This is a genomic window from Modestobacter roseus (assembly GCF_007994135.1).
GTDB classification, from domain to species: domain Bacteria; phylum Actinomycetota; class Actinomycetes; order Mycobacteriales; family Geodermatophilaceae; genus Modestobacter; species Modestobacter roseus.
Genome location: NZ_VLKF01000001.1, coordinates 1,802,469 through 1,825,421 on the forward strand (window position 1 = coordinate 1,802,469; position 22,953 = coordinate 1,825,421).

Consider the following 22,953-nt stretch of genomic DNA (forward strand, 5'->3'; position numbering starts at 1 on the left):
CCGGGTACTTTGCCCAACGCAAACTACCCGTCCGGACGACGCCGTCCGGGGAGGAGGCCCTCATGTCGCCCGACGGCACCACCCCGTGGCCCGACGACACCACTCAGCGGACCGACGACACCGCCCCGTGGCCGGACGATGCGGCCGGCTGCGCGGACTCCCCCACCTGGGCCGCGCTCTCCGCCGAGGCCCGGGCGGTCGCGCAGCTCGGGGCGGAGATCGGGCTGTACAGCGTCCGCCGCCGGCTGGGGCCGCTGCTGGCCGTGCCGCTCACCGTCCAGCAGCTGCGCTGCCTGACCGTGCTGGTGGTGGAGGGCGCGGCCACCCCGCACCAGCTGTCCGAGCTGCTGGCCGTCACGCCCGCCACCACCACCGGCATCGTCGACCGGCTGGTGCGCGCCGGCATGGCCGACCGCGCGCAGGACACCCGCGACGGCCGGGGCCGGGTGCTCACCCCCACCCGGACGGGCGTTCAGGTGGTGCGCGAGCTGCTCGCCACCGACGTCGAGACCGACGCCCGGGTGCTGGGCGGGCTCACCCCCGACGAGCTGGCCGGGCTGCAGCACGGCCTGTCCGGGGTGCTGCGCGAACTGCGGGCGCTCGGCCGGGACGACGACGCACCAGCGCACCCGGCCGGCTGAACGCGCTCCGGTCAGCCGGCCGGGTGGTCCAGCAGCGCGGCCATCTCCGGGAGCTCGAAGAACTGCGCCGTGGCCCGGGCGCTGGGTCCGCCGGCGTCGGGGTCGGCACCGGCGGCGACCAGCGCGCGCACCGTGTCGGCGGACTGCTTGAACACCGCGGCCGCCAGGGCGGTCTGGCCGCGGTCGTTGGCCCGGTCGGGCTCCGCACCGCGCTCCAGCAGCGCGGCAACTGCCTCCGGGTGGCCGTGGTAGGCCGCCAGGATGAGCAGGGTGTCGCCCTTCTCGTTGGTCAGGTTCACCGGGACGCCCGCGTCCGCGTAGGCCGCGAGCTCCTCGGCCTCCCCGGCCCGGGCCAGGCCGAAGACGCGCTGGGCCAGTTCGATCACGCCGGGGTCGATGGGCTCGCTCATCCCGCCGAGGGTAGGCACCGCGGCGGGACGAGCGGGCAGGTGGTCAGGGTGTGGCGACCCGGTCGGTGAGGGCGAGCACGTGCCGCCACGCGTCGTCGCAGGCCTCGGCCCACTCCCCGAACGCCCGGTCGAAGAACGAGTGCGGCGCGCCCTCGTAGACCACCTCGTCGACGTCGGCGCCCGCGGCGCGCATGGTGGCCGCCAGCTGCCGCTGCTCCTCGACCGGCGTCGCCGAGTCCGCACCGGCGACGATCATCACGACCGGCTTGGCGGCGCGCCGCGCGGCGTCGCCCACCATCGACGGCCGGCCGTAGAACCCCGCCGACCCGGCGATCGGCAGCTCCCCGGCGGACTGCCGCCAGGCGTGACTGCCACCGAAGCAGAAGCCCACCGTGACCACGGGCAGCGCCGGGTCGGTCCGGCTGCGCAGGTAGGCCGCCGCCGCGGCGGTGTCGGCGTCGACGCCCTCGTCGGTGGTCTGCGGGATGTGGCTCTGCCAGTCGAAGTCCTCCTCGCGGCTGCCGGTGGCCACCACCCCCGCGGTGCGACCGAAGTAGTCGATCGCGACCGCGGGCACGCCGGCCTCGGCGAAGCGCTCGGCCAGCGCCACGTAGTAGGGGTGCAGGCCACGGACGTCGGGGAGGATCACCACGCCCGCGCGCGCCGGACCGGCGGGGGCGGCGTAGGCGGCGCTGAGGTCGGTGCCGTCGGCGGCGGTCAGGGTCAGCGAGCCGCGCTCGGCGACGTCCCCGCTGCGCGGTGGGGCGGGCGGGCGGCTGTCGTGGTCGTGGCACATGACTGCGGTTCTACCGTCGCCTGCCGCCCGGCGCAGCGGGAGCTCAGGTCTGGTCGGCCGACTCCGCGCCGCTGTCGTCCCCGCCCCCGCCGTCCCCGTTGCCGTGGTCGGCGGCCGAGTCCGGCGCGTCCGGGTCACCGCCGAAGACCCTCGCCGCGACGTCCCGGCGCACCTCGGTGGCCCAGTCGTGCTGGCGGTTGGCCTGCCGGATCAGCCGGTCGAGCAGGTCGGCGTCGATCCGGCTGTCCACGGTGGCCGCGATGCGCAGCGTCTCGAAGCCGCTGCGCTTGCCGCGCACCGCGGAGGCGAGGAACTCGAACTCGACCAGGTCGCTGGACGGGGAACGGGTGAGCAGGTGCCCGTTCAGCTTCCCCCTGCTCGCCTTCTCCGCGACCCAGGTGGCCACCTGCTTGTAGTGGCGCACCGGGAAGCCCAGCGCCTGCGCGATGCCCGTGATCGCCGTCTTCTCCTCACGGAGCTCGTCGAGCAGCTGACGGAGGGGCTGCTCGAGCTCCGTCCCGCGGTGCACCCCGATCATCCGGGAGACCAGCTCGATCCCCCCGGCGGCCGCAGCGAGGTGGTCGTTGACGTAGACGGCCAGCAGTTCGGGGTGGGTGACACCGCCGGACGGCGCCGGGTTCTCGGACACGGGTTCTCCTCGCAGACGTTGCCGGGGTTCGGCGGGTCCATCATGTCCGTCGCCCCACACCCCGGCATCCGCGGTTTCCCCGCCCGGGTCGCCGGACCACGCACCCGGGTCGATCTCATCTGTGAGATACCGTCTCCGGCGATGACGCTCACCGAGGAAGCCACCGGTCAGTCGCTCCGCCAGATCGGCGCACTCGTGCGCGACGCCCGCCGACACCACGGCCTCACCCAGGCGCAGCTCGCCGAGCGGCTCAACACCAGCCAGAGCGCGATCGCCCGGATCGAGCAGGGCAACCAGAACCTCACCCTGGAGCTGCTCGGCCGGCTGTCCGCGGCGCTGGAGAGCGAGCTGATCACCGTCGGCCGCCCCGGCCCCACCCACCTGCGGGTGCGCGGCGGCACGCCGCTGTCGGGCAGCGTCACGGTGAAGTCGTCGAAGAACGCGGCCGTCGCGCTGCTGTGCGCCTCGCTGCTCAACCGCGGACGGACGACGCTGCGCAACGTCTCCCGGATCGTCGAGGTCGACCGCATCCTCGACGTGCTCACCTCGATCGGCGTCTCCGCCACCTGGGACGAGGCCGGGCGGGACCTGACCCTGGTGGTCCCCGACCAGCTGGACCTGGCGGCCATCGACGCCGACGCCGCCCGGCGGACCCGCAGCATCATCATGTTCCTCGGCCCGCTGCTGCACCGGGCCGAGGTCTTCGAGCTGCCCTATGCCGGCGGCTGCAACCTGGGCACCCGCACCGTGCAGCCGCACATGATCGCGCTGCGCCCCTTCGGGCTGGACGTCGAGGCGCACGCCGGCGAGTACCACGCCAGCGTCACCCGGGTCGGCGGCCGCGACCTGACCATCGTGCTGACCGAGCGCGGGGACACGGTGACGGAGAACGCGCTGCTGGCCGCCGCCCGCCACGACGGCACCACGACGATCCGCAACGCCAGCCCGAACTACATGGTGCAGGACCTGTGCCTGTACCTGGAGAAGCTCGGGGTGCGGATCGCCGGCTTCGGGACGACGACGCTGGTGGTCACCGGCCGGCCGGTGCTGGACGCCGACGTCGACTACACGATCAGCGAGGACCCGGTCGAGGCGATGAGCCTGCTGACCGCCGGCATCGTGACCGGTTCGGAGCTGACCGTGCGGCGGGCGCCGATCGAGTTCCTGGAGATCGAGCTGGCCACCCTGACCGAGATGGGGCTGCGCTACGAGCTGTCCCCGGAGTACCCGGCCGACAACGGCCGCACCCGCCTGGTGGACGTCACCATCCACCCCTCGCAGCTGCGGGCACCGATCGACAAGGTGCACCCGATGCCGTTCCCGGGGCTGAACATCGACAACCTGCCGTTCTTCGCGGTGATCGCCGCGGCCGCGACCGGCGAGACCGTCATCCACGACTGGGTCTACGACAACCGCGCCATCCACCTGTCGGACATGACGCGGCTCGGCGCCGACGTCCGGCTGCTGGACCCGCACCGGGTGCTGGTGTCCGGGCCGACGCGGTGGTCGGGCGCGGAGATCATCTGCCCGCCGGCGCTGCGCCCGGCGGTCTGCATCCTGCTCGCGATGCTGGCGGCGAAGGGGCAGTCGGTGCTGCGGAACGTCGACATCATCGCCCGCGGGTACGAGCAGCTCTACGAGCGACTGGTGGAGATGGGCGCCCAGATCGAGGTCTTCAGCGACTGAGGGAGGACCCCTCGCCCCCCACGCCTCGCCAGCTCGGCGCGGGGCCCTGCGAGGGGGCCGTTCCATCAGGTCCTGAGCAGCACACCGACGCCGACGCAGGCCAGCGCCCACAGCCCGCTGGCCAGGGTGCCGATGATGAACCGCTCCGCCGCGACCGGCGCCTTCACCTCGTGGAACCGGCCCAGCCCCTTCACCGCGACCAGCACGGCCAGGCCCTCCTGCCAGCCGGCGAGCACCGTGCCCGCGATGACCGTGCGCTCCAGGACCCCGATCCAGGCACCTCCGCGCAGCACCTCCGGGTCGGCCACGCTGCGCGGTGCCGGCTTGCCGACGACCGGCTCCACCGCGGGACCGGCGCTGGGCGCAGCGGGCCCGGGAGCGGCTGCCGGCACGTCCCGCTGCGGGTCCGCGGCGCGCAGCACCGCCATCGCCACCGGGCCACCGCCCAGCGCGGCAGCGGCCACGGCGAGCACGACGGCCGCCGCCTCGACGACGTCCCCGGTGCGCCCGGCGCGCCAGGCGAGCCCGGCCGCCGCGGCGAGCAGCGCCACCAGGACGAGGGCACCGACCGGGGTGCGCACCCGCTCCCCCCGCAGGGTGAGGCCCGCCCCGACGGCGGCGACGGCCGCCAGGACGATCAGCGCGGCGGGGATCACCCCGCCGCCCGCGTCAGCAAGCGGGCCGCGGTCGGCCGCAGGTCACGCTCGACCTCCCACAGACCCGCGGCGAGCCGCTGCCCGACGGCCTGGCGGCTGACGCCGAGCTCGGCGGCCGCCTCGGCCTGCGTGCGCCCGCCCTCCACCAGCCGGACCGCCTCCTCGGCCTGGTCGGTGCGCCGCTCCAGCAGCGCGGCCAGCGCCGTCAGCACCGCTTGGGCGTCGGCCGCCGTCTCCGGTACCGGACCGCGCACCGCGATCCGGACCGGACGCCGCTTGGCCGCCTCGACGGCCGCCCGGGCGGCGATGAAGGCCGGACCGGCACCCGCGCGGGTGCTCGGCGGGAGGGGTCGCTGCACCGGCCCGACCCCGATCCCGACGCTCCAGTCCCCCTCGTGCACCAGTCGCCGGACCACGTCGACCACGGCGGCCGGGTCGTCGAGCACCCCCTGGAACTCGTCGCCCGCGGTGCGTTCGAAGCGCAGCAGGACGGGCACACCGGCGAGCACCCGCAGAGCGGCCGGCACGCGATCGGGCGCGCGACGGCTGGCCCGCTGGTCGACGGTCACCACGAACGGCACCGGGCAAGTTCAGCAGCTTGCATCGACAGAAGCAAGGTTCACGCCTTGGCGGGCGTGTCCTGGGACAGCTCCGGCGGGAAACCGCCGGTGGCCACCGGCCCCCAGCGCTCGATCGTGACCCGGAGCAGCACCTTGCCCTGGCGCTGCATCGCGGCCCGGTAGTCGTCCCAGTCGGGGTGCTCACCGCTGATCGACCGGAAGTACTCGACCAGGGGCTCCAGTGCGTCGGGCAGGTCGAGCACCTCGGCCCGGCCGTCGACCTGCACCCACGCCCCGTCGAAGTCGTCGGAGAGCACGCAGAGGGACACCCGCGGGTCACGACGGGCGTTGACCACCTTGGCCCGCTGCGGGTAGCTGGACACCACCACCCGGCCCTCCGGGTCGACCCCGCACGTCACCGGGGACAGCTGCGGGCTCCCGTCGGCCCGGTGGGTCATCAGCAGGGCGTGGTGCCGGGGGCGGAGGAAGGCGACGAGCCCGTCGCGGTCGACACGGTCGGCGGTCGCGGTCTTCGGCATGCGGGGAACCTACGACGCACCTCCGACAGCCCGCCGGACGGGCGGACGCCGGAGAGGTCGATCACGCCGCGCCGACGCGTGCCCGTGGCCGGGGTGTGTTGGGATCGACCCATGCCCGACCAGAGTCCCGCGTCCCGCCCCGAGGCACCGTCCGACGACGGGACACCCGCCGACGGCAGGACGCCGTCCGACGACGGGGCGACCGGCCCGGAGTCCTCCGGGGCGACGTCCCCGGGCGCCGGGTCCACCCCGGGCAAGCCCACCCACGACGACGCCATGGTGCCCACCCGGTCACCGGCCCCGAGCCCGGAGCGGTCGCGCCGCTTCCAGGCCGCCGCACGCGTGCTCGCCATCGGCTCCGGCGAGCTGGTGCTCGTCGTGCTGGCGCTGATCATCATCGGCTACGTCCTCGGCAAGCTCTGGGTGGTGCTGCTGCCGGTCGTGCTGGCGCTGCTGTTCACCACCGTGCTGTGGCCGCTCGCCCGGTTCCTGCGCAAGCACTCCTGGCCACCCGCCCTGGCCGCGCTGGTGACGTTGCTGCTCTTCCTCGCCGCCTTCGGCGGGATCGTCGCCTGGATCGCCCCGCAGGTGGTCAACCAGGTGGAGGACCTCGCCGACCAGTTCAGCGCCGGCCTGCAGGAGGTGCAGAACTGGCTGGCCGGTCCGCCGTTCAACCTCGGCGACGGCCAGGTCGACGACGCCATCGACAGCGTGATCAACCAGGTGCAGTCCAACGCGCAGAACATCGCCGGCTACGCCTACACGACCGCCACCACGATCGGCTCGATCGTCGTCAACCTCGTGCTGGCCCTGGTGCTGACCTTCTTCTACCTCAAGGACGGGCCCCGCTGGGTGCCGTGGCTGGCCGCGCAGACCGGCCCCAAGGCCGCGCCGCACGTCGCCGCGCTGTCGCTGAAGACCTGGAAGACGCTGTCGGAGTTCATCCGCCAGCAGGCGCTGGTCGGCTTCGTGGACGCCTTCTTCATCGGCCTGGGCCTGCTGGTGCTGGGCGTGCCGCTGGTGCTGCCCCTGGCGGTGCTCACGTTCTTCGGCGCCTTCGTGCCGATCATCGGCGCGTTCGTCGCCGGTGCCTTCGCCGTGCTCATCGCCCTGGTGACCAACGGGTTCACCACGGCGCTGATCGTGCTGGCCATCGTCATCGTCGTGCAGCAGATCGAGGGCAACGTGCTGCAGCCGATCCTGCAGGGGCGTGGGCTCAACCTGCACGCGGCCGTGGTCATCCTCGCGGTCACCGCGGGCACCAGCCTGGCCGGGATCATCGGCGCCTTCCTGGCGGTGCCGGTGGCCGCGCTGATCGCGGTGGCCTACCGCTACGGGCGCGACGTCCTCGACGGCATGAGCCCCGAGGTGGAGCCCGACGGCACCCGCCGGGTGCTCTCCGGGGACGTGTCGGGGTCCGAGCTGGTCAGCGAGCACGCGGAAGAGCCGAACCCGCTGCGTTGACCCCGGTGGCGACCCGGGAGGGGGACGGCGGGAATGCCGCCGTCCCTCCCGGGGCTTCACCACTCGACCCGTCGGATCGTCCCCAGGAGGCCACACCGTGCCGCAGCGACCGGAGGACCTCGTCGAGGTGCTCCCCGAGGCAGACCCGTTCCTCGCCCGTGAGGAGCAGGTCGGCTCCCCCGAGGAGCGGCCCGGCCTGGTGCTGGTGCACGACCTGGCCGGGGAGTTCGACGCCGCACACGCCGCCGCCCTCGCCGGCTCGCACCTGCTGGCCACCCTCCCGCACCAGCTGATCGCCCGCTTCGACGTCGACAGCCTGGTCGACTACCGCGGCCACCGGCCGCGGATGACCTTCTCCGGTGACCGCTACGAGTCGATCACCTCCCCGGAGATCAACCTCTACGCGCTCGAGGACGACGGCGGCCGCCCGTTCCTGCTGCTGCACGGCACCGAGCCGGACTTCGCGTGGGAGCGGTTCGTCGCCGCCGTCGCCGGGCTGGTCGAGCGGCTCGGGGTGACGGCCGTCGTCGCGCTGCACGCCATCCCGATGCCGGTGCCGCACACCCGGCCGGTCACCGTGACCGCGCACGCCACGCGGCGGCAGCTGATCGAGTCCTACCCGGTGTACTGGGGCGAGATGCGCATCCCCGGCAGCGTCGGTGCCCTGCTGGAGCTGCGGCTGGGTGAGGCCGGCGTCGACGCGCTGGGGGTGGCCGCACACGTGCCGCACTACCTCGCCCAGGCCACCTACCCCGCGGCCTCGCTGACGCTGCTCGAGCACCTGGAGCAGCTCACCGGGCTGCACGTGCCCACCGAGACGCTGCGCGAGGCGGCCGAGGCCAACCGCACCGAGGTCGACGAGCAGATCGGCCGCTCGGCGGAGAACACCTCCGTGGTGGCCGCGCTGGAGGAGCAGTTCGACTCCTTCACCGCGGCGCGCGAGGACACCGGTCTGCTGGGCACCGCCGGCCAGATGCCCAGCGGCGACGAGCTCGGCGCCGAGCTGGAGCGCTTCCTCGCCGAGCAGGACCGCAAGCGCCCGGGCGACTGAGCACCTCCACCTCGGCGGGGTGTCAGCGGTCGTCCCGGCACACCACGGGCACCGTCGCCCCATCGGGCCCTGCTGTCCAGCCGGCCCGCCCGCTGCGCTCCCGGTGGGCGGTGGCCAGCGCGGCGAACACCCGCACCCCGCGCGCGACGTCCGCGAGCAGCCGGTGCAGTGCGGCGGGCCACCCCGGCTCCGGCTGCTCCGGGGCCGGCGCACCGGCACGACCCATCGCCCGGAAGAACAGCACGACCAGCACCCCGAACACGACGCTCGCCCACACGCTCCGCTCCCCTCGCCGCCGCCGGACGCCCGCCCGGTAGCGCGAGGATGCGCCGGCGAACGGCGGGCGGACGAGTGGCCGGGGCGACCGCGACCGCAACAGAACTGCCAGGATCCCCCGAGCGCCGCGGGTCAGGCCGGGCCGGCCTCGATCGGGCGGCCGACGGTCAGCGCGTCGCGCAACGGCGCGGGCAGCTCCGCGTAATCGCGGTCGGGCTCGGCGCCGACGGCGTCGAGGACGCTGCTGAAGAACATCCGGGCCGCCGCGGCCAGCACGACGTCGAGCACCTCGCCGTCGCCGAGCCCGGCCTCCCGGGCGGCGTCCAGGTCGTCCTCGGTCATCTCCGCCGCTCCACCGGCCACCCGCGCCGCCAGCTCCACCGTGGCGATCTCGGCGGGGTCCAGGCCGGACCGGCGGGGGTCGTGCACCAGGGTGGCCACCGTCCCGGCGTCCAGGTGCCGCTCGGCGAGCACCCAGCCGTGGGCCAGCGAGCAGTAGCTGGACCGCAGCCGGGCGGCCGCACCCAGCGTGGCGAGCTCGTACCGCCGCTCCCCCATCGAGTCCTTGATCGCCGCGCTCAGCGCCCGCCAGGCGGCCAGGACCTCGGGGCGCTGGGCGAAGACCCGGGTGTGGTTCGTGACGTGCCCCAGCGAGTCCCGGTCCGCGGCGTAGACCGCGGCCACCGTCCCCGTCGCCGCGGACTCCTCCGGTGTGGCGATCCAGCTCATCGGCCCGGCTCCCTCCCTGGTGGCGCCGAGGGTAGGGCAGCCCGGCAGTGGGCGGGAGGGGTCAGCTCAGCAGCACGCGGGCGACCGCACCGGCGTGTGGGTCGGTGGGGTCCGCGGCGCGCAGCCAGGCGGCCAGTGGCACGGCCAGCGCGGGGGTGACGGTGGCGATCCACTCCGCCGTCCGGGCCCGGGCCTCGGCGACGTGCTCGGTGCCGCCGTCCGGGCGGTGCGCCACCACCTCGGGCCGGGAGGCGAGCAGACCCTGCACCCGCCACTCGCCCGGCGTCGTCCGGGCGGCCAGCTGCTCGAGCCGGTGGGCGGCGGCCGTCAACTGCTGCGCCGTGTCGTCCACGGGTGCAGTCTGCTCGCACCGACGACGAGGAGCATCGGTGACCGACCAGGCAGGGGCCGACCGGCCACGACCGGCGGAGCCCGAGGGTGGTGACCCGGTGTGCTGGCTGGAGCTGGTCTGCCCCGCGTGCGGCCGGCTGGCCGAGGAGCCCCGGCCCACCAGGTGCCGGCAGTGCGGCGCCGAGCTGCCGACCTGAGCCGCGGGACCTACGCCCCTCGACCCGATGGGAGCCGGCGCCGAGAGTGGTGAGATCCCCCGCGGCACCCCACGTCGGTGCCGCACGCCCTCTCCAGGAACGAGGCACCGTGCTCTCCGATCGCTCCCGCCCGGTCATCGAGGCCACCCTCCCGGTCGTCGCCGAGAACATCGAGGAGATCGCCCGCCGGTTCTACGGCCACATGTTCGGGGCTCACCCGGAGCTGCTGGACGGCACCTTCAACCGCGGCAACCAGGCGGCGGGCACCCAGCAGGTCGCGCTGGCCGGGTCGGTCGCAGTCTTCGCCACCGCCCTGCTGAAGGACCCCGAGCAGGTGCCCGAGCAGCTGCTGTCCCGGATCGCGCACAAGCACGTCTCCCTCGGCATCACGCCGGCGCAGTACGACGTCGTCCACGAGCACCTGTTCTGGGCGATCGTCGACGTGCTGGGCGACGCCGTCACCCCGGAGGTGGCCGCGGCCTGGGACGAGGTCTACTGGCTGATGGCCTACGCGCTGATCAACATGGAGCGCGGCCTGTACAGCTCTCGCGGGGTGCGGCCGGAGACGGTCTGGCGCGAGTGGGAGGTCGCCGAGAAGACCGAGGAGACCGCCGACGTCGTCACCTTCCGGGTCAAGCGGGTCGACGACCGGCTGGTGAAGACGTCGCTGCCCGGCCAGTACGTCTCGGTGAAGGTGGAGATGCCGGACGGCGTCCACCAGCCGCGGCAGTACAGCCTCACCCGCGCCGACGACGGCGAGCACCGCCAGTTCTCGGTCAAGCGGGTGCGCGGCAACGGCACGCCCGACGGCGAGGTGTCGAACCTGCTGTGCGACCGCGCGCAGGTGGGTGACGTGCTCACCCTCTCGCTGCCGTTCGGCGACGTCGTCCTCGACGACTCCGGCCGGCCGGTGGTGTTCGCCAGCGCCGGGATCGGCATCACCCCGATGGCCGGGATGCTCTCGCACCTCACCGCGGCCGGGTCGCACCTGCCGATCACCCTGCTGCACGCCGACGTCGACGAGGAGTCCTTCGCGCTGCGCCGGCAGGTGCTCGACGACGTCCGCGCGCTCCCCGGGGCGGCCGCGCACGTCTGGTACGAGCGCGGCGCCGAGAGCAGCCTGCCCGTCGACGGCGTGCACGCCGGGATGATGGACCTGGACGCGGTCGATCTCCCCGAGGGCGCCGCGTACTACCTGTGCGGTCCGCTGCCGTTCATGCGGGCGGTGCGCAGCTCGCTCATCGACCGGGGCGTGCCGGCGAAGGACATCCAGTACGAGGTGTTCGGCCCCGACCTGTGGGCGGCCGACCTGGCCACCGAGGCCGCCCCGGGCGCCGGGCAGGAGGTTGTGGCGCAGGCCTGACCGGCAGACCACGACGGGCCGCGACCGGAGATCCGGTCGCGGCCCGCGGTGGTGGTGCGGTGGGGCGTCAGCCCCGGTGGGTCACCCGACGTCGATCACTTCGCGAGGACGACGTGCTCGTTCGGCACGCAGTGCGTCATGGTCAGGCCGCTGACGTCGCGCGGGCCGTTCTTGCCCAGGTTGGCCGCGCGCTGCAGCTCGGCCTCGGTGAGCGTCTGGGTCTGCAGCGGCGGCATCCCCCGGACGTCGTCCGCGCTGATGCCCAGGCCGTCACCGACCCGCTGGCCCAGCTCGTCCTCGACCATGAAGAGGTGCCACATCATCCGCTCCTGGATCGGCCGGTCGCACTGCGACAGGTTGGCGATCAGGTTGGCGACGAGGTCGTCCTTCTCCCACTGCTCGGACAGCAGGTAGCGCTGGCCGGCCTGGGTGTAGTCGTCGGTGCGGTCGATCCGCTTGCGGGTCAGCCGGCCGGTGATCTCCGGGCCCTGCTCGTCGTGCGCGGGGCGCTCGGCCTCACGCAGGCCGCCCAGGATGGACGGCTCGTAGTTGACGTGCGGGTTGGTGCCCTCGGCGCGGTCCACGCCGTAGGCCATCGCCCCGTCGCGCTGGTTGGTGGCGACCCGAGCGCCCTTCGGCTGGTTCACCGGCAGCTGCAGGTAGTTCGGGCCCACCCGGTAGCGCTGGGTGTCGGAGTAGGAGAACGTCCGGCCGACCAGCATCTTGTCGTCGGAGAAGTCCAGCCCGTCGACCAGGACACCGGTGCCGAAGGCGATCTGCTCGCTCTCGGTGAAGAAGTCCTGCGGCGTGCGGTTCAGGGTCAGGGTGCCGACCTTGCGCAGCGGGAACTCGTTCTCCGGCCACACCTTGGTGTCGTCCAGCGGGTCGAAGTCCAGCTCCGGGTGGTCGTGGTCGTCCATCAGCTGGACGTGCAGGTCCCAGGAGGGGAACTCGCCGCGCTCGATGGCCTCGTAGAGGTCCTTCGTGTGCACGCCGAGCTCGGTGCCCTGCGCGACCGCGGCGTCGGCCTCGGTCCAGGACTTGACGCCCTGCTTGGGCAGCCAGTGGTACTTGACCAGCTTGGTCTCACCGGCGGCGTTGACCCACTTGTAGGTGTTCACGCCGAAGCCCTGCATGGTGCGGTAGCTCGCCGGCAGGCCACGGGGGCTGAGGACCAGCGTCATCATGTGCAGCGCCTCGGGCGACTGCGACCAGAAGTCGAAGACCCGGTTGGCGACCTGGCGCTCGAAGGTCACCGGGTCCGGCTTCTGCGAGTGGATGAAGTCGGGGAACTTGATGGCGTCCCGGATGAAGAAGACACCCAGGTTGTTGCCGACGAGGTCCCAGTTGCCGTCCTCGGTGTAGAACTTCACCGCGAAGCCGCGCGGGTCACGCGCCGCCTCGGAGGAGTCCCGGCCGCCGGCGACGGTGGAGAAGCGCAGGGCGACCTCGGTCTCCTTGCCCTTCTCGGAGAAGAGCTTGGCCCGGGTGTACTTCTCGATCGGCTCGTCACCGACGGTGCCGTCGGCCACGAAGACGCCGAACGCGGTGGCGCCGCGGGCGTGCACGACCCGCTCCGGGATGCGCTCCCGGTCGAAGTGGCTGATCTTCTCCAGGAACTGGTAGTTCTCCAGCGTGGCCGGGCCACGCGAACCCACCGTGCGCTGGTTCTGGTTGTCGTAGATCGGGTGGCCCTGACGGTTGGTCAGGACGGGCCGGTCTGCCTCGCTGGCGGCGGGGCCCTGCGATGCGACGTCGGTCATGCGCTCACTCCTTCTCCCATTGCACTGTTGGTCCCGTGCACGTGCGTCCTGCGCGCGGCCTGGCAGCCGGCGCAGAGTCCCCAGAAGACGACCTCGGCCTCGTCGACGGCGAAGCCCGCCGCATCGGAGAGCGCCGCGTCGGAGGGCGCCAGGCAGGGCGCCCGGCCCACGACGCAGTCGACGTCGGCGACCAGCCCACACCCCCGGCAGACCAGGTGGTGGTGGTTGTCGCCGACCCGCAGCTCGTAGCGCGCCGGCCCACCGGCCGGCTCGATCCGGCGGGCGAGACCGCTCCCGACCAGCGCCTTGAGCACCCCGTAGACCGCCTGCGGCGAGATCGAGGGGTGCGCGGCGCGGGCGGTGGTGGCGATCGTGTCGGCGTCGACGTGCGGGTGACCGGCGAGGACGTCGAGCACGGCGAGCCGGGGGCGGGTGACCCGCAGCCCTGCTCTCCGCAGCTCGTCGGCCCAGGTCGTCTCCATCGCCGCCGACTCAACCCGCTTATCTTGACTCAGTCAAGACAAGGGCGGGTGAACGTGACGTGTCGCCCGTCTCCCCGACGGCGGTGCGGAGCTCAGCAGGTGACGGTCACCGCGTCGACCACCGCGGTGTCCGCCCAGACGACCGGGACGACCACCGCCAGCAGCACCAGCGCGGCCAGCCGCTGCCGCGCGGCCCGCCACCACCAGCCCACCGTCCCGAACACCAGCCCGGCCGCAACCCCCGCAACCGACCAGACGACCGCGGCCGCCTCGTCGACGGGCAGCAGCTGCACCGCCCGCGCTGCGTGGAAGCCCACGACCAGGAGCAGCTGGGTGGCGACCGCGGCAGCCACCGCGCCGCGCCACCGACGGGCCAGCGCGCCGACCGCGAAGGACGCCAGGCACCACGCCGCCACCGCGTGGCCCCAGTGCGCCCACGACCCGGCCAGCGCGCCCTGGACCCGCTCGGTCAGCACCCCGCCGCCGGCGCCGAGCACCAGCACCAGCACCGGCAGCCACCAGCGGGCGAGTTCCGTGCGCGCCGACGGCGCGGGCCACGACGGCAGGGGCGGCGCGGGCGGCGGCAGGACGGTGGTCACGACCGCCAGCCTGGCCCCCCGGGGACGACAGCACATCGGCCCGAAGTCTGATCCGGCGTCCTCCTCCCGGACGAGCGTCGCGTCCGGTCAGACCCCGGCGCCGCGGACGACGCCGGCCGGGGGGACCGTCACGACGACAGGACGGCGCGGGTCCGCGCGTCGACGTCGAAGAGGTCGCCGTGCTCGGCGACCCGGGCCAGGACGTCGTCGGTGCGGAAGCGCACCGACGCCGGGTCGCCGCCCGCGCGCAGCGCGTCGACCTCGGCCCAGCGCAGCGGGGTGGAGACCGTGGCGAACGGCCGCGCCCGCAGCGAGTACGGGGCGACCGTCGTCTTCGCGGTGTTGTTCTGGCTCCAGTCGACCAGCACCTTGCCCGGCCGCAGCGCCTTCTCCATCCGCCACACCACCTGCTCCGGGGTCTCCCGGCTGAGCCGCTGGGCCAGGCCCTTGGCGTACCGGCTGGGGTGCTCCCGGTCGGCGCACTCGATCGGCGCGTAGACCTGCATCCCCTTGGAGCCCGACGTCTTCACCACCGGGTCGAGCCCGTCGGCGGCCAGCACCTCGCGCAGCCGCTGGGCCACGTGCGCGCACTCGACCACCCCGGTGCCCGGGCCCGGGTCCAGGTCGAGCACCAGCAGGTCGGGCAGCTGCGCGACGCCGTCGTCGTCGACCCGCCACTGCGGCACGTGCACCTCCAGCGCGGCCAGGTTGGCCGACCAGGCCAGGTCGGGGACGGCGGAGAGCAGCACCATGTCCAGCGTCTCCCGGCCGCGCGACGAGCCCGGCGAGGGCACGGTCACCGACTCGACCCACTCCGGGGCGTGCCGGGCGCTGTTCTTCTCGAAGAAGGCCTGCCCGTCCACCCCGGAGGGCCAGCGGGTGAAGGTGACCGGGCGCCGCGCCACGTGCGGCAGCAGCACCGGGGCGATCCGCACGTAGTACTCGATGACCTGCGCCTTGGTGAAGCCGACCTCGGGGAACAGCACCTTGTCCAGGTTGCTGACCTCCAGCTGGCGGCCCTCGATCTGCACCCGCTGTCTCATGCGGGCTCCACCACGACGTCCTGCAGCCGGACGTCGTCGCGCAGCCCCCGCCACGCCGGGTGGCGCAGCCGGCCCTCCCGGGTCCACTCGCCGAACCGGACCTCCCCCACCAGCACCGGCTCGACCCAGCGGGCGTCCCGGGTGACCTCCCGGGGCAGCGGGTCGGCGAACGGCGACGACGCCCGGGCGGTGAGCAGCGGTTCGAGGTCGGCCAGCGCCTTCGCGGTGAACCCGGTGCCGACGTGCCCGGCGAAGACCAACCGGCCGGTGTCGTCGTGCACGCCGACCAGCAGCGACCCGATGCCGCCCGCCCGCCGGCCCTCCCCCGGCCGCCAGCCGCCGACGACGACCGCCTGGGTGCGCAGGTTCTTCACCTTCCGCCAGTCCGGCCCGCGTCCACCCGGCCGGTACGGCGAGTCCAGCCGCTTGGCGACGACGCCCTCCAGCCCGTTGTCCCGGCTGGCCGACTGGATGGCCGGGCCGTTCCCGCGGAACCACGGCGTGGTGACCCAGCGGTCGTTGCCCAGGCCGAGGGCGTCGAGCCGCTCCCGGCGCTCGGTCCACGGCCGGTCGAGCAGGGCCTCGCCGTCCCAGGCCAGCAGGTCGAACACCAGGTAGCTCACCGGAGCCGCCACGGCCAGCCGGGCCACCTCCGGGCCGGTGCGGTGCATGCGGCCCTGCAGCAGGCCGAAGTCCGGGCGGCCGCGGGGGTCCAGCGCCACCACCTCGCCGTCCAGGACGGCGTCGTGCCCGGCCAGCGCCGCCGGCAGCGGGGCGAGCTCGGGGTAGGTGGCGGTCACGTCGTTGCCGCTGCGCGCCCGCAGCCGCAACGCCCCACCGCGGACGTGCGCCAGCACCCGGACGCCGTCCCACTTGAACTCGTAGCCCCACCGCTCGTCCGACGCCGGGGGCAGCTCCCCGAGCGCGGCGAGCATCGGGCGCAGGTCCTCGGGCACCCCGGCCACCGGCGCCGCCGACACCGGGTCGGGGTCGAGCTTGCGCAGGGCCCAGCTGCGGTCGGGCAGCCGGAAGAGCACGTAGCGACCGGTCAGCCGCCCGCCGTCGAAGGCGACGGTCACGTGGTCGTCGGTCCACGTCTCGGTGGCGTAGCGCCCGGCGTCCCAGATGGTCGAGACCCCGCCGCCGTACTCCCCGGCCGGGATCGTGCCGGAGAACGAGGCGTACTCCAGCGGGTGGTCCTCGGTGGGGACGGCGAGCCGGTTGACCCCCGGCTGCGTCGGCGGGCCCTTGGGCACCGCCCAGCTCTTCAGCACCCCGTCGCGCTCCAGGCGCAGGTCCCAGTGCACCCGCTCACCCGTGCGGCCACGGGGCGTGTGGTGCTCGTGGACGACGAACGTGTCGCCGTCGCCTCGCGGCAGCGGCTGCCCGGCCGGTGGGACCGGCTCGGCGGTGCGGCCGGGGTCCCGCTTGGCGCGGTAGGCGGCCAGCGGATCGGGGTCGGCCACCGGTCAGGCGGTCTTGCGCGCCCGCGGGGTGCGCTTGGTGGTCTTCGCCGGGGCGTCCGCGGTGGTCCCGCCGGCCTTCTCCCCCGCCGCGGCCTTCTTCGCCGGCGCCTTCTTCGCGGGAGCCTTGGTGGCGGCCGCCCTCTTCGCCGGGGCCTTCTTCGCCGGGGACGTGGGCGCGGGCTCCTCGGCCGCGCTCTCCGCTGCCGGCGTCGAGCCGCCCGCGCGCTCGACGCTGCGCCGCAGCGCGCTCATCAGGTCGACCACCGCCCCACCGCCGTCGTCGGCGACCTCCGGGGCGGGCCGCACCTCACCGCCGGACTGCTTGGCCTCCAGCAGGGCGGTCATCGCCTCGCGGTAGTCGTCGGTGAACTGGGTCGGGTCGAAGTCCCCGGCCATGGTGGAGATCAGCGACTCGGCCATCGCCAGCTCCTGCGGGCGGACGGCGACGTCCTCGTCGAGGAAGCCGAAGTCGGGCCGGCGGATCTCGTCGGGCCAGCGCATCGTGTGCAGCACCAGCACGCCCTCCCGGACCCGCAGCGCGGCCAGGGACTCCCGCTGGCGGATCGCGATCTTCGTGATCGCCACCTGTCCGGCGTTCTCCAGCGCGGTGCGCAGCAGCACGTACGGCCGCGTCGCGACGCCGTCGGGCTCGAGGTAGTAGGTCTTCTCGAAGTGGATCGGGTCGATCTGCTCCTGGTCGACGAACTGGAGCACCTCGATCTCCCGGGTGGTCACCAGGGGCAGCTCGTCGAAGTCGGCGTCGGTGAGCACCACGAGCTGGCCGTCGGGCAGCTCGTAGCCCTTGGCGATGTCGCCGTACTCGACCTCCTCGCCGTCGACCGAGCAGACCCGGCGGTACTTCACCCGGCCGCCATCGGTCTTGTGCACCTGGTGGAAGCGGATGTCGTGGTCCTCGGTGGCCGAGTACAGCTTGACCCCGATGCTCACCAGCCCGAAGGAGATGGCGCCCCGCCAGATGGACCGCACGACCGACCTCCGCTCCGGGCCGGCGACGCCGGCAGCTCGACGAGATCGAAGGATAGGCAGGTCGGCGCCCGGGCGGCAGGGCGAGACGACTACCCAGCGCAGTCGACCACCCGGGCGGGTGACCCGCCCGGCCCGGACCCGCGCGGTCCGGGCGAGCACCCTGGGTGACGGGCCGGGCTCAGACCATCTGGCCGGTGATGTCCTCGGGCGGCGCCTCCCCGCCGGGCCGCAGCGCGCCGTTCTGGATCGCGTCGTAGGCGAACTGGAGCACGTCGGAGCCGGCGACCATCGTCATCGTCAGCGCGGCCAGCCGGGTGGCCCGGGGCGCGGTGACGTACCCCAGCACGAAGCCGGTGCCGACCCACTGCGCCATGCAGAACGGGCAGGTGAGCAGCTCCCCCACCGCGTGCTTCACCCCACCGTGCTCGCGCACCTCCTCGGCGACCTCGGCCTCGCCCGAGGTGCCCTGGTAGCTCACGAAGGGGGCGCGCACCGGGGCGGTCACCGGGTCCTTGGCGATGCGGCGGGCCAGCCGGAACGTGCCGACGGTGAGCAGGACGGCGTCACCGAGCGGGATCCGGGCGGGCAGCTCCCGCCCCGAGGCGCGGATCGCGGCGGCCGCGGCGCCCACCAGGCCGACGTACACGCCCATCGCGCCGAGGTCGGCACCCAGCGGCCGCTCCTCGCCCCGGGTGTACTCCTGCTTCTGGGTGTGTGCCCAGCGCCGGAGCGGTGCGCCCATGCGCTGTACGTCCTCGGTGATCGCCATGCCGCGCCGGTACCCGTGGCCCGCCGTGGGCATGCCCGGCCCGGGCGGGACCGGGGTCACGCATGCCGCCGGGGTGCGCGGGTAGGGGCCTGCGCACGACGCCGGTCACCCGACCGGTCCCGCCGTCCAGCCGGACGGACGAGCGCGCCCGCCCCGCCGAGGCGCGCAGAACGGAGGCACCACCATGACCGACCCGGACCGCGCCGCCCGCGACTCCACCCTGAACGACGCCGAGTTCCCCGACGACGGCCCGCTGGCCGGGGGCGACGACCTCCGGTCCAACGACCCCGAGGGCCAGACCGCTCGCGACGTCTCCTACGCCGACGACGGGATCCCGGAGATCGCCGACGACTCGCGCCCCGAGGACGCCGCGGCCGAGGACCCGGAGTTCGCCCCGTTGCCCGGCGACCGGCGGCACGAGCCGGTCTCCTTCGGGACGACGGCCGCCGAGCAGTCCGAGGGTGAGTCCCTGGACCAGCGGCTGGCCGAGGAGGTGCCCGACGCCGGGTCCGGCGACCTGTCCGAGGTGCGCGCGGCCGAGCACCACGACCGCACGGTGCCGCAGATCGACCAGAACTCCGACACCGAGCCGGGCGCCTCCTCCGGCAGCGACAGCGTCGGGGACGACGTCGTCGCCTCCGGCGAGGACCCCACCGGCGGTGAGGGGCCGGAGGAGAAGGCCATGCACCTCACCGACGGCTGAGCAGGACGCCCCACCGCACGGCTGCACCCGGCACCGGTCCCCGGGCGGCCGCGACGTCACCGGCGTCGCGGCCGCCCACCCGGTCCGGTGCCGTCTGGATTGGTGCGCCGATCATGGCCCGACTAGGTTGGGCGCCACGGTTGAGCAGCCAGCCGTCGCCTGCCCGGAAACCTCCGGACCAGGTGTCTGGAAGACCCGGTGGCCCAGGCCGCGACGAACGCGGACGGCGTGCAGCAGTACGCTGTCCGGGCGTTCGCGCGTCCTGCGCGCACCGCCGCTGAGAGGAGCTGCAGTCCGTGACCTCATCCGACTCACCCGCCGAAGGCGCGTCGGCCGCGGCTGACGCGAACGAAGCCCCCTTCGACGACGTGATCACGCTGTCGACGTCCACCGACGACGACGGCACCGTCACCGTGACGGTCATCGGCGAGGTGGACACCTTCACCGCACCGGTGCTGCGGGCCTCGCTGGACACCCAGCTGGAGCAGCAGCCCACCGCACTGGTCATCGACCTCTGCGGCGTCCAGTTCCTGGGCTCGGCCGGCCTGGCCGTGCTCGTGGAGACGCAGAAGTCGGCCCGCTCGCGCGACGTCGGCCTCCGTCTGGTGGCCAACACCCGCGCGGTCACCCGACCGCTCGAGGTCACCGGCCTGATCGACCTGTTCACCATCGCCGAGAAGGCCTGACCGCAGGGTCACCGCACCACCTCGCCAGCGACGGCGCCCCGCTCCGGCGGGGCGCCGTCGCTGCGTCCGGGGTCGCTCCTCAGCTGCTGAGCAGGCTGCAGACCGCGGCCTCGAGCGTGCGCTGCGCCGAACGGTCGTCCGGTGCCCCCGCCGCCTCCGCCAGCGCCTCGGCGATCGTCTCGCCGTGCTCGTAGCGGTCGACCACCCGCGGGTCGACGTAGCTGGCCTTCGCCACGGTCGGGGTGTTGCCCAGCTGCTCGGAGACGCGCACGTACGCCTCCCGGACCGCACGCTTGCGCGCGGTCCGGCTGGGCGGCGTCGGCTGCTCCGCGAGCGCGGCCGCCATCATCACCGTCGCGGTCCAGGTGCGGAAGTCCTTCGCGGTGATCTCGGCGCCGCTGATCTCCTTGAGGTAGGCGTTCACCTCGTCGCTGGTGACGTCGTGCCAGCTGCCGTCGGCCAGCCAGTAGCCCAGCAGCTCCTCGCCGGTCTCCCCGGGGCGGTCGAGCAGCTGGCGGACCACCGTCGCGGTGGGCTGGTCGGTCAGCTCGACCTCGCGCTCGATGCCGCCCTTGGCGGTGTAGGAGAAGAAGGTGCGCTCACCGCGGACCCGGACGTGCTCGCGGCGGAGCGTGGCCAGGCCGAAGGTGCCGTTGTCCTCCGCGTACTGCTCGCTGCCCACCCGGAACGCGCCCAGGTCCAGCAGCCGCACCGCGGTGGCGAGCACCCGGTCCCGGGTCAGCCCGCGCTTGCGCAGCGCGGCGACCACCTCGTCGCGGACGTCGGGCAGCTGGTGGGAGATCTCCAGCACCCGCTCGTGCTTGGCGGCGTCCCGTCGGGCCCGCCACTCGTCGTGGTAGCGGTACTGCCGGCGGCCGGCGGCGTCGGTGCCCACCGCCTGGATGTGGCCGTTGGGCCAGGGGCAGATCCAGACGTCCTTCCAGGCCGGCGGGATCACCAGCCCCCGCACCCGGTCCAGCCGTGCGTCGTCCTTGATCAGGGCGCCGGACTCGTCCCGGTAGGAGAAGCCCCGGCCGGCGCGGCGCCGGGTCCAGCCCGGGGCGTGCACGTCGCTGCGGCGGAGTCTCACGGCTGGGAGATGGTCGGCGCCGCGCCGTTCCAAACACAGCCCGTCGCCGGACCACCCGCGCCGGTGACGACGCCGTGCGCACCGTGTTTGCCCGCCGGCCCCGTGGGGCACCTCCCGCAGGCGGTCCGACTACCGTTGGGTCAGCGGGTCCTGCCCGCGCACGCACCCGCGGGGCGACCGTTCGTCGCTCGCGCGCCGGCAACGGCGCCGCGCCCCGGGTGCACCGGATGGACCGCCACGCTCCCGGCCGGGGGCGTGCGGACGACGAAGGAGCAGACGACGCATGGTCGACACGACGGGCGCCGCCACGGGTGAGCGGCGGGCCGAACGGTTGGAACTGCGTGTTCCGACCTCCCCGACGCAGCTGCCCGCGGTGCGCGCGATGACCGGGGACCTGGCGATGCGGATGGACTTCGACCTCGACGCCGTGGAGGACCTGCGGCTGGCCGTCGACGAGGCGTGCGCCACCCTCGCGGCGATCGCACTCGGCGACTCCCCGCTGACGGTGGTCTTCGAGGCCACCCGCGAGCACCTGCGCATCGACGCCTGGGTGCCGACGGCGGCCGGTGTCGACGTCCCGCGGGACGGCTTCGGCTGGGCCGTGCTGCACACGCTGGTCGACACGGTCGACGCCGGGCCGAGCGACCAGGCGACGGTCACCGCCGGCGACGGGGCGTCCACGCCGGCGGCCTGCATCACGATGGTCAAGAAGTTGCGCCGGTACAGCGCGGCGACCCTGGCTGCCGACGTGCTCGGTGACCCGGTCCTCAGCGACGCGAGCCCCACCGACCACGACGTCTCGGTCGCACGGTGACCCGGTCGGCTGCCACGGACCAGCCGGCCACCGATGACGTCCTCGACGCCGGTGCCCCGGCCCGCCCGCGCATCCCGGCCGACGACGCCGCGGTGAGCGACGACGTGACCACCCCCGCCGCCGTCCCGGCCGAGGGCCCCAGCGCCGTCCCGGCCGAGGGCCCCAGCGCCGTCCCGGCCGACGCCCCCAGCGCCGTCCCGGCTGACGGCACCGCGGCCGAGCCCGGCACGGCCGACGCCGCCGGCGCCGAGCTGGCCGCGGACCCGGTGCCCCTCTCGGAGAACCGCAAGCGGGCCGAGCGCACCGCGCCGCTGTTCGCCGAGCTGGCCGGCCTGGAGAAGGACGACCCGCGCCGGGAGCGGCTGCGGGAGATCCTGGTCGAGGAGCACCTGCCGCTGGTCCGGCACTTCGCCCGGCGCTTCAGCAACCGCGGCGAGCCGTTCGACGACCTGCTCCAGGTGGGCACCCTCGGGCTGATCGCCGCGATCGACCGCTTCGATCCCGGCCGGGGTGTGGAGTTCCTCTCCTTCGCGGTGCCCACCATCACCGGGGAGATCAAGCGGCACTTCCGCGACCAGGGCTGGTCGGTGCGCGTGCCGCGACGGCTGCAGGAGCTGCACCTGTCGCTCAACGCCGCGGTCAGCGAGCTGTCCCAGAAGAACGGCCATGCACCGACCCCGTCGGAGCTGGCCGAGCACCTTGGCATCCCGCGGGCCGAGGTCCTCGAGGGGCTCGCGGTCGCCAACGCGTACCGCAGCAGCTCGCTGGACGAACGGCTCTCCGGCGAGGAGGACTCCCCCACCCTGGCGGCGACGCTGGGCGAGGAGGACGCCGCACTGGAGGGCGTCGAGTACCGCGAGTCGCTGCAGCCGCTGCTGGCCACCATCCCGGCCCGCGAGCGCCGGATCCTGATCCTGCGGTTCTTCGGGAACATGACCCAGTCGCAGATCGCCGCGGACATCGGCATCTCGCAGATGCACGTCTCGCGGCTGCTGTCCCAGACGCTGGCCAAGCTCCGCGAGGGCCTCCTCAAGGACTGAGCAAGGGGCACGCAGAACGCCGTGCGAGCGGCTGGCGCCCCGCGGCGCGGGGGTCGGAGACTCCCCGCCACGGGGCGCCGCAACGGCTCAGCGACGCCGGGGCACGCCCCCTGGCCGCGGTGCGGTCCGGCAGGATCGCCGTG

27 protein-coding genes are annotated in these 22,953 nt (G+C 74.3%); 10 read left to right on the forward strand and 17 right to left on the reverse strand.

Translation table 11 applies throughout. The annotated features are described in order from the left end of the window. The first annotated feature begins 62 nt into the window (after nucleotides 1-62). The gene (locus tag JD78_RS08605) at nucleotides 63-641 is read left to right on the forward strand and encodes a MarR family transcriptional regulator (RefSeq protein WP_166521089.1); all 579 of its coding nucleotides are present in this window, start codon (nucleotides 63-65) and stop codon (nucleotides 639-641) included. A gap of 11 nt (nucleotides 642-652) precedes the next feature. Here the strand turns inward: JD78_RS08605 and JD78_RS08610 are convergent, their stop codons facing one another. The 3 genes from JD78_RS08610 to JD78_RS08620 are packed head-to-tail and all read right to left on the reverse strand — an operon-like array spanning nucleotide 653 to nucleotide 2,496. After that, on the reverse strand, nucleotides 653-1,051 hold the full coding sequence (locus JD78_RS08610) for an ankyrin repeat domain-containing protein (protein WP_153358954.1): 399 nt from the start codon (nucleotides 1,049-1,051) through the stop codon (nucleotides 653-655). A gap of 43 nt (nucleotides 1,052-1,094) precedes the next feature. Next, entirely contained in the window at nucleotides 1,095-1,847 is a 753-nt protein-coding gene (locus JD78_RS08615; protein ID WP_153358952.1) for a dienelactone hydrolase family protein, read from the reverse strand. A gap of 43 nt (nucleotides 1,848-1,890) precedes the next feature. Further along, complete coding sequence (locus tag JD78_RS08620; RefSeq protein ID WP_228395055.1) at nucleotides 1,891-2,496, reverse strand: hypothetical protein; 606 nt, start codon at nucleotides 2,494-2,496, stop codon at nucleotides 1,891-1,893. 141 nt (nucleotides 2,497-2,637) lie between these two features. Here JD78_RS08620 and JD78_RS08625 point away from each other — a divergent pair, with 141 nt between their 5' ends. Further along, nucleotides 2,638-4,182 (forward strand): UDP-N-acetylglucosamine 1-carboxyvinyltransferase, encoded by a 1,545-nt coding sequence (locus tag JD78_RS08625; protein WP_153358950.1) that lies wholly within the window; start codon nucleotides 2,638-2,640, stop codon nucleotides 4,180-4,182. Between the two features lie 65 nt (nucleotides 4,183-4,247). Here JD78_RS08625 and JD78_RS08630 read toward each other — a convergent pair whose 3' ends face one another. The 3 genes from JD78_RS08630 to JD78_RS08640 are packed head-to-tail and all read right to left on the reverse strand — an operon-like array spanning nucleotide 4,248 to nucleotide 5,937. Further along, nucleotides 4,248-4,838: a hypothetical protein gene (locus tag JD78_RS08630; protein ID WP_153358948.1), complete on the reverse strand. Its 591-nt coding sequence runs from the start codon at nucleotides 4,836-4,838 to the stop codon at nucleotides 4,248-4,250. Then, a complete protein-coding gene (locus JD78_RS08635) occupies nucleotides 4,835-5,419 on the reverse strand; it encodes a helix-turn-helix domain-containing protein (RefSeq protein WP_153358946.1) in 585 nt (194 codons plus the stop codon). The genes JD78_RS08630 and JD78_RS08635 overlap by 4 nt, the downstream gene beginning before the upstream one ends. Before the next feature lie 38 nt (nucleotides 5,420-5,457). Continuing rightward, complete coding sequence (locus tag JD78_RS08640) at nucleotides 5,458-5,937, reverse strand: PPOX class F420-dependent oxidoreductase (RefSeq protein ID WP_153358944.1); 480 nt, start codon at nucleotides 5,935-5,937, stop codon at nucleotides 5,458-5,460. A gap of 111 nt (nucleotides 5,938-6,048) precedes the next feature. On the opposite strand from JD78_RS08640, the gene JD78_RS08645 reads away from it, so the two are divergent. Further along, complete coding sequence (locus JD78_RS08645) at nucleotides 6,049-7,401, forward strand: AI-2E family transporter (protein ID WP_153358942.1); 1,353 nt, start codon at nucleotides 6,049-6,051, stop codon at nucleotides 7,399-7,401. Between the two features lie 97 nt (nucleotides 7,402-7,498). Further along, complete coding sequence (locus JD78_RS08650) at nucleotides 7,499-8,452, forward strand: proteasome assembly chaperone family protein (RefSeq protein WP_153358940.1); 954 nt, start codon at nucleotides 7,499-7,501, stop codon at nucleotides 8,450-8,452. 22 nt (nucleotides 8,453-8,474) lie between these two features. On the opposite strand, the gene JD78_RS08655 is transcribed toward JD78_RS08650, so the two are convergent. The 3 genes from JD78_RS08655 to JD78_RS08665 all read right to left on the reverse strand — a co-directional run bounded on the left by JD78_RS08655 (nucleotide 8,475) and on the right by JD78_RS08665 (nucleotide 9,809). Further along, entirely contained in the window at nucleotides 8,475-8,729 is a 255-nt protein-coding gene (locus tag JD78_RS08655; RefSeq protein WP_153358938.1) for a hypothetical protein, read from the reverse strand. A gap of 131 nt (nucleotides 8,730-8,860) precedes the next feature. After that, a complete protein-coding gene (locus tag JD78_RS08660) occupies nucleotides 8,861-9,457 on the reverse strand; it encodes a carboxymuconolactone decarboxylase family protein (protein ID WP_153358936.1) in 597 nt (198 codons plus the stop codon). Nucleotides 9,458-9,518: 61 nt separating this feature from the next. After that, a complete protein-coding gene (locus tag JD78_RS08665; RefSeq protein ID WP_153358934.1) occupies nucleotides 9,519-9,809 on the reverse strand; it encodes a hypothetical protein in 291 nt (96 codons plus the stop codon). A gap of 37 nt (nucleotides 9,810-9,846) precedes the next feature. Here JD78_RS08665 and JD78_RS08670 point away from each other — a divergent pair, with 37 nt between their 5' ends. Both JD78_RS08670 and JD78_RS08675 read left to right on the forward strand, forming a co-directional pair. After that, a complete protein-coding gene (locus tag JD78_RS08670) occupies nucleotides 9,847-10,005 on the forward strand; it encodes a hypothetical protein (RefSeq protein WP_166521090.1) in 159 nt (52 codons plus the stop codon). A gap of 109 nt (nucleotides 10,006-10,114) precedes the next feature. Then, on the forward strand, nucleotides 10,115-11,368 hold the full coding sequence (locus JD78_RS08675; RefSeq protein ID WP_153358933.1) for a globin domain-containing protein: 1,254 nt from the start codon (nucleotides 10,115-10,117) through the stop codon (nucleotides 11,366-11,368). A 95-nt stretch (nucleotides 11,369-11,463) separates the two neighbouring features. On the opposite strand, the gene JD78_RS08680 is transcribed toward JD78_RS08675, so the two are convergent. From JD78_RS08680 to JD78_RS08710, 7 genes are all read right to left on the reverse strand, one after another. Further along, entirely contained in the window at nucleotides 11,464-13,131 is a 1,668-nt protein-coding gene (locus JD78_RS08680; protein WP_153358931.1) for a catalase, read from the reverse strand. Then, nucleotides 13,128-13,613, reverse strand: a complete 486-nt coding sequence (locus JD78_RS08685) for a Fur family transcriptional regulator (protein WP_153358930.1) — start codon at nucleotides 13,611-13,613, stop codon at nucleotides 13,128-13,130. Before JD78_RS08685 ends, JD78_RS08680 begins: the two co-directional genes overlap by 4 nt. A gap of 92 nt (nucleotides 13,614-13,705) precedes the next feature. Beyond that, nucleotides 13,706-14,212, reverse strand: a complete 507-nt coding sequence (locus tag JD78_RS08690; RefSeq protein ID WP_166521091.1) for a DUF6518 family protein — start codon at nucleotides 14,210-14,212, stop codon at nucleotides 13,706-13,708. Between the two features lie 128 nt (nucleotides 14,213-14,340). Further along, a complete protein-coding gene (gene ligD / locus JD78_RS08695) occupies nucleotides 14,341-15,255 on the reverse strand; it encodes a non-homologous end-joining DNA ligase (protein WP_153358928.1) in 915 nt (304 codons plus the stop codon). Then, nucleotides 15,252-16,721 carry a non-homologous end-joining DNA ligase gene (gene ligD, locus JD78_RS08700; protein WP_153358926.1) on the reverse strand — a complete coding sequence of 490 codons (1,470 nt, stop codon included), beginning with the start codon at nucleotides 16,719-16,721 and terminating at the stop codon, nucleotides 15,252-15,254. The genes ligD (JD78_RS08695) and ligD (JD78_RS08700) overlap by 4 nt, the downstream gene beginning before the upstream one ends. Before the next feature lie 3 nt (nucleotides 16,722-16,724). Next, nucleotides 16,725-17,708 carry a non-homologous end joining protein Ku gene (gene ku / locus JD78_RS08705; RefSeq protein ID WP_166521092.1) on the reverse strand — a complete coding sequence of 328 codons (984 nt, stop codon included), beginning with the start codon at nucleotides 17,706-17,708 and terminating at the stop codon, nucleotides 16,725-16,727. Nucleotides 17,709-17,886: 178 nt separating this feature from the next. Further along, nucleotides 17,887-18,450, reverse strand: coding sequence for a DUF1360 domain-containing protein (locus tag JD78_RS08710; RefSeq protein WP_228395052.1), 564 nt, complete (start codon nucleotides 18,448-18,450; stop codon nucleotides 17,887-17,889). Between the two features lie 211 nt (nucleotides 18,451-18,661). Between JD78_RS08710 and JD78_RS08715 the strand changes: the two genes are divergently transcribed. Then, nucleotides 18,662-19,180 (forward strand): hypothetical protein, encoded by a 519-nt coding sequence (locus tag JD78_RS08715; RefSeq protein ID WP_153358922.1) that lies wholly within the window; start codon nucleotides 18,662-18,664, stop codon nucleotides 19,178-19,180. A gap of 296 nt (nucleotides 19,181-19,476) precedes the next feature. Continuing rightward, entirely contained in the window at nucleotides 19,477-19,866 is a 390-nt protein-coding gene (locus tag JD78_RS08720; protein WP_153358920.1) for an STAS domain-containing protein, read from the forward strand. 79 nt (nucleotides 19,867-19,945) lie between these two features. Here the strand turns inward: JD78_RS08720 and JD78_RS08725 are convergent, their stop codons facing one another. Continuing rightward, nucleotides 19,946-20,956, reverse strand: a complete 1,011-nt coding sequence (locus JD78_RS08725; protein ID WP_228395051.1) for a DNA topoisomerase IB — start codon at nucleotides 20,954-20,956, stop codon at nucleotides 19,946-19,948. Between the two features lie 283 nt (nucleotides 20,957-21,239). Here JD78_RS08725 and JD78_RS08730 point away from each other — a divergent pair, with 283 nt between their 5' ends. Continuing rightward, on the forward strand, nucleotides 21,240-21,770 hold the full coding sequence (locus tag JD78_RS08730; protein WP_153358917.1) for an ATP-binding protein: 531 nt from the start codon (nucleotides 21,240-21,242) through the stop codon (nucleotides 21,768-21,770). Further along, on the forward strand, nucleotides 21,767-22,810 hold the full coding sequence (locus tag JD78_RS08735; protein ID WP_166521093.1) for an RNA polymerase sigma factor SigF: 1,044 nt from the start codon (nucleotides 21,767-21,769) through the stop codon (nucleotides 22,808-22,810). The genes JD78_RS08730 and JD78_RS08735 overlap by 4 nt, the downstream gene beginning before the upstream one ends. The last annotated feature ends 143 nt before the right edge of the window (nucleotides 22,811-22,953 follow it).

Excerpts from the sequence above, each read along its gene's own strand:
- ligD (WP_153358928.1), bottom strand. The coding sequence starts at position 15,255 with ATGAGACAGCGGGTGCAGATCGAGGGCCGCCAGCTGGAGGTCAGCAAC.
- JD78_RS08660 (WP_153358936.1), bottom strand. The coding sequence starts at position 9,457 with ATGAGCTGGATCGCCACACCGGAGGAGTCCGCGGCGACGGGGACGGTG.
- JD78_RS08645 (WP_153358942.1), top strand. The coding sequence starts at position 6,049 with ATGCCCGACCAGAGTCCCGCGTCCCGCCCCGAGGCACCGTCCGACGAC.
- JD78_RS08615 (WP_153358952.1), bottom strand. The coding sequence starts at position 1,847 with ATGTGCCACGACCACGACAGCCGCCCGCCCGCCCCACCGCGCAGCGGG.
- JD78_RS08715 (WP_153358922.1), top strand. The coding sequence starts at position 18,662 with ATGACCGACCCGGACCGCGCCGCCCGCGACTCCACCCTGAACGACGCC.
- JD78_RS08730 (WP_153358917.1), top strand. The coding sequence starts at position 21,240 with ATGGTCGACACGACGGGCGCCGCCACGGGTGAGCGGCGGGCCGAACGG.
- JD78_RS08710 (WP_228395052.1), bottom strand. The coding sequence starts at position 18,450 with ATGGGCGCACCGCTCCGGCGCTGGGCACACACCCAGAAGCAGGAGTAC.
- JD78_RS08610 (WP_153358954.1), bottom strand. The coding sequence starts at position 1,051 with ATGAGCGAGCCCATCGACCCCGGCGTGATCGAACTGGCCCAGCGCGTC.
- JD78_RS08625 (WP_153358950.1), top strand. The coding sequence starts at position 2,638 with ATGACGCTCACCGAGGAAGCCACCGGTCAGTCGCTCCGCCAGATCGGC.
- JD78_RS08680 (WP_153358931.1), bottom strand. The coding sequence starts at position 13,131 with ATGACCGACGTCGCATCGCAGGGCCCCGCCGCCAGCGAGGCAGACCGG.
- JD78_RS08685 (WP_153358930.1), bottom strand. The coding sequence starts at position 13,613 with ATGGAGACGACCTGGGCCGACGAGCTGCGGAGAGCAGGGCTGCGGGTC.
- JD78_RS08605 (WP_166521089.1), top strand. The coding sequence starts at position 63 with ATGTCGCCCGACGGCACCACCCCGTGGCCCGACGACACCACTCAGCGG.
- JD78_RS08640 (WP_153358944.1), bottom strand. The coding sequence starts at position 5,937 with ATGCCGAAGACCGCGACCGCCGACCGTGTCGACCGCGACGGGCTCGTC.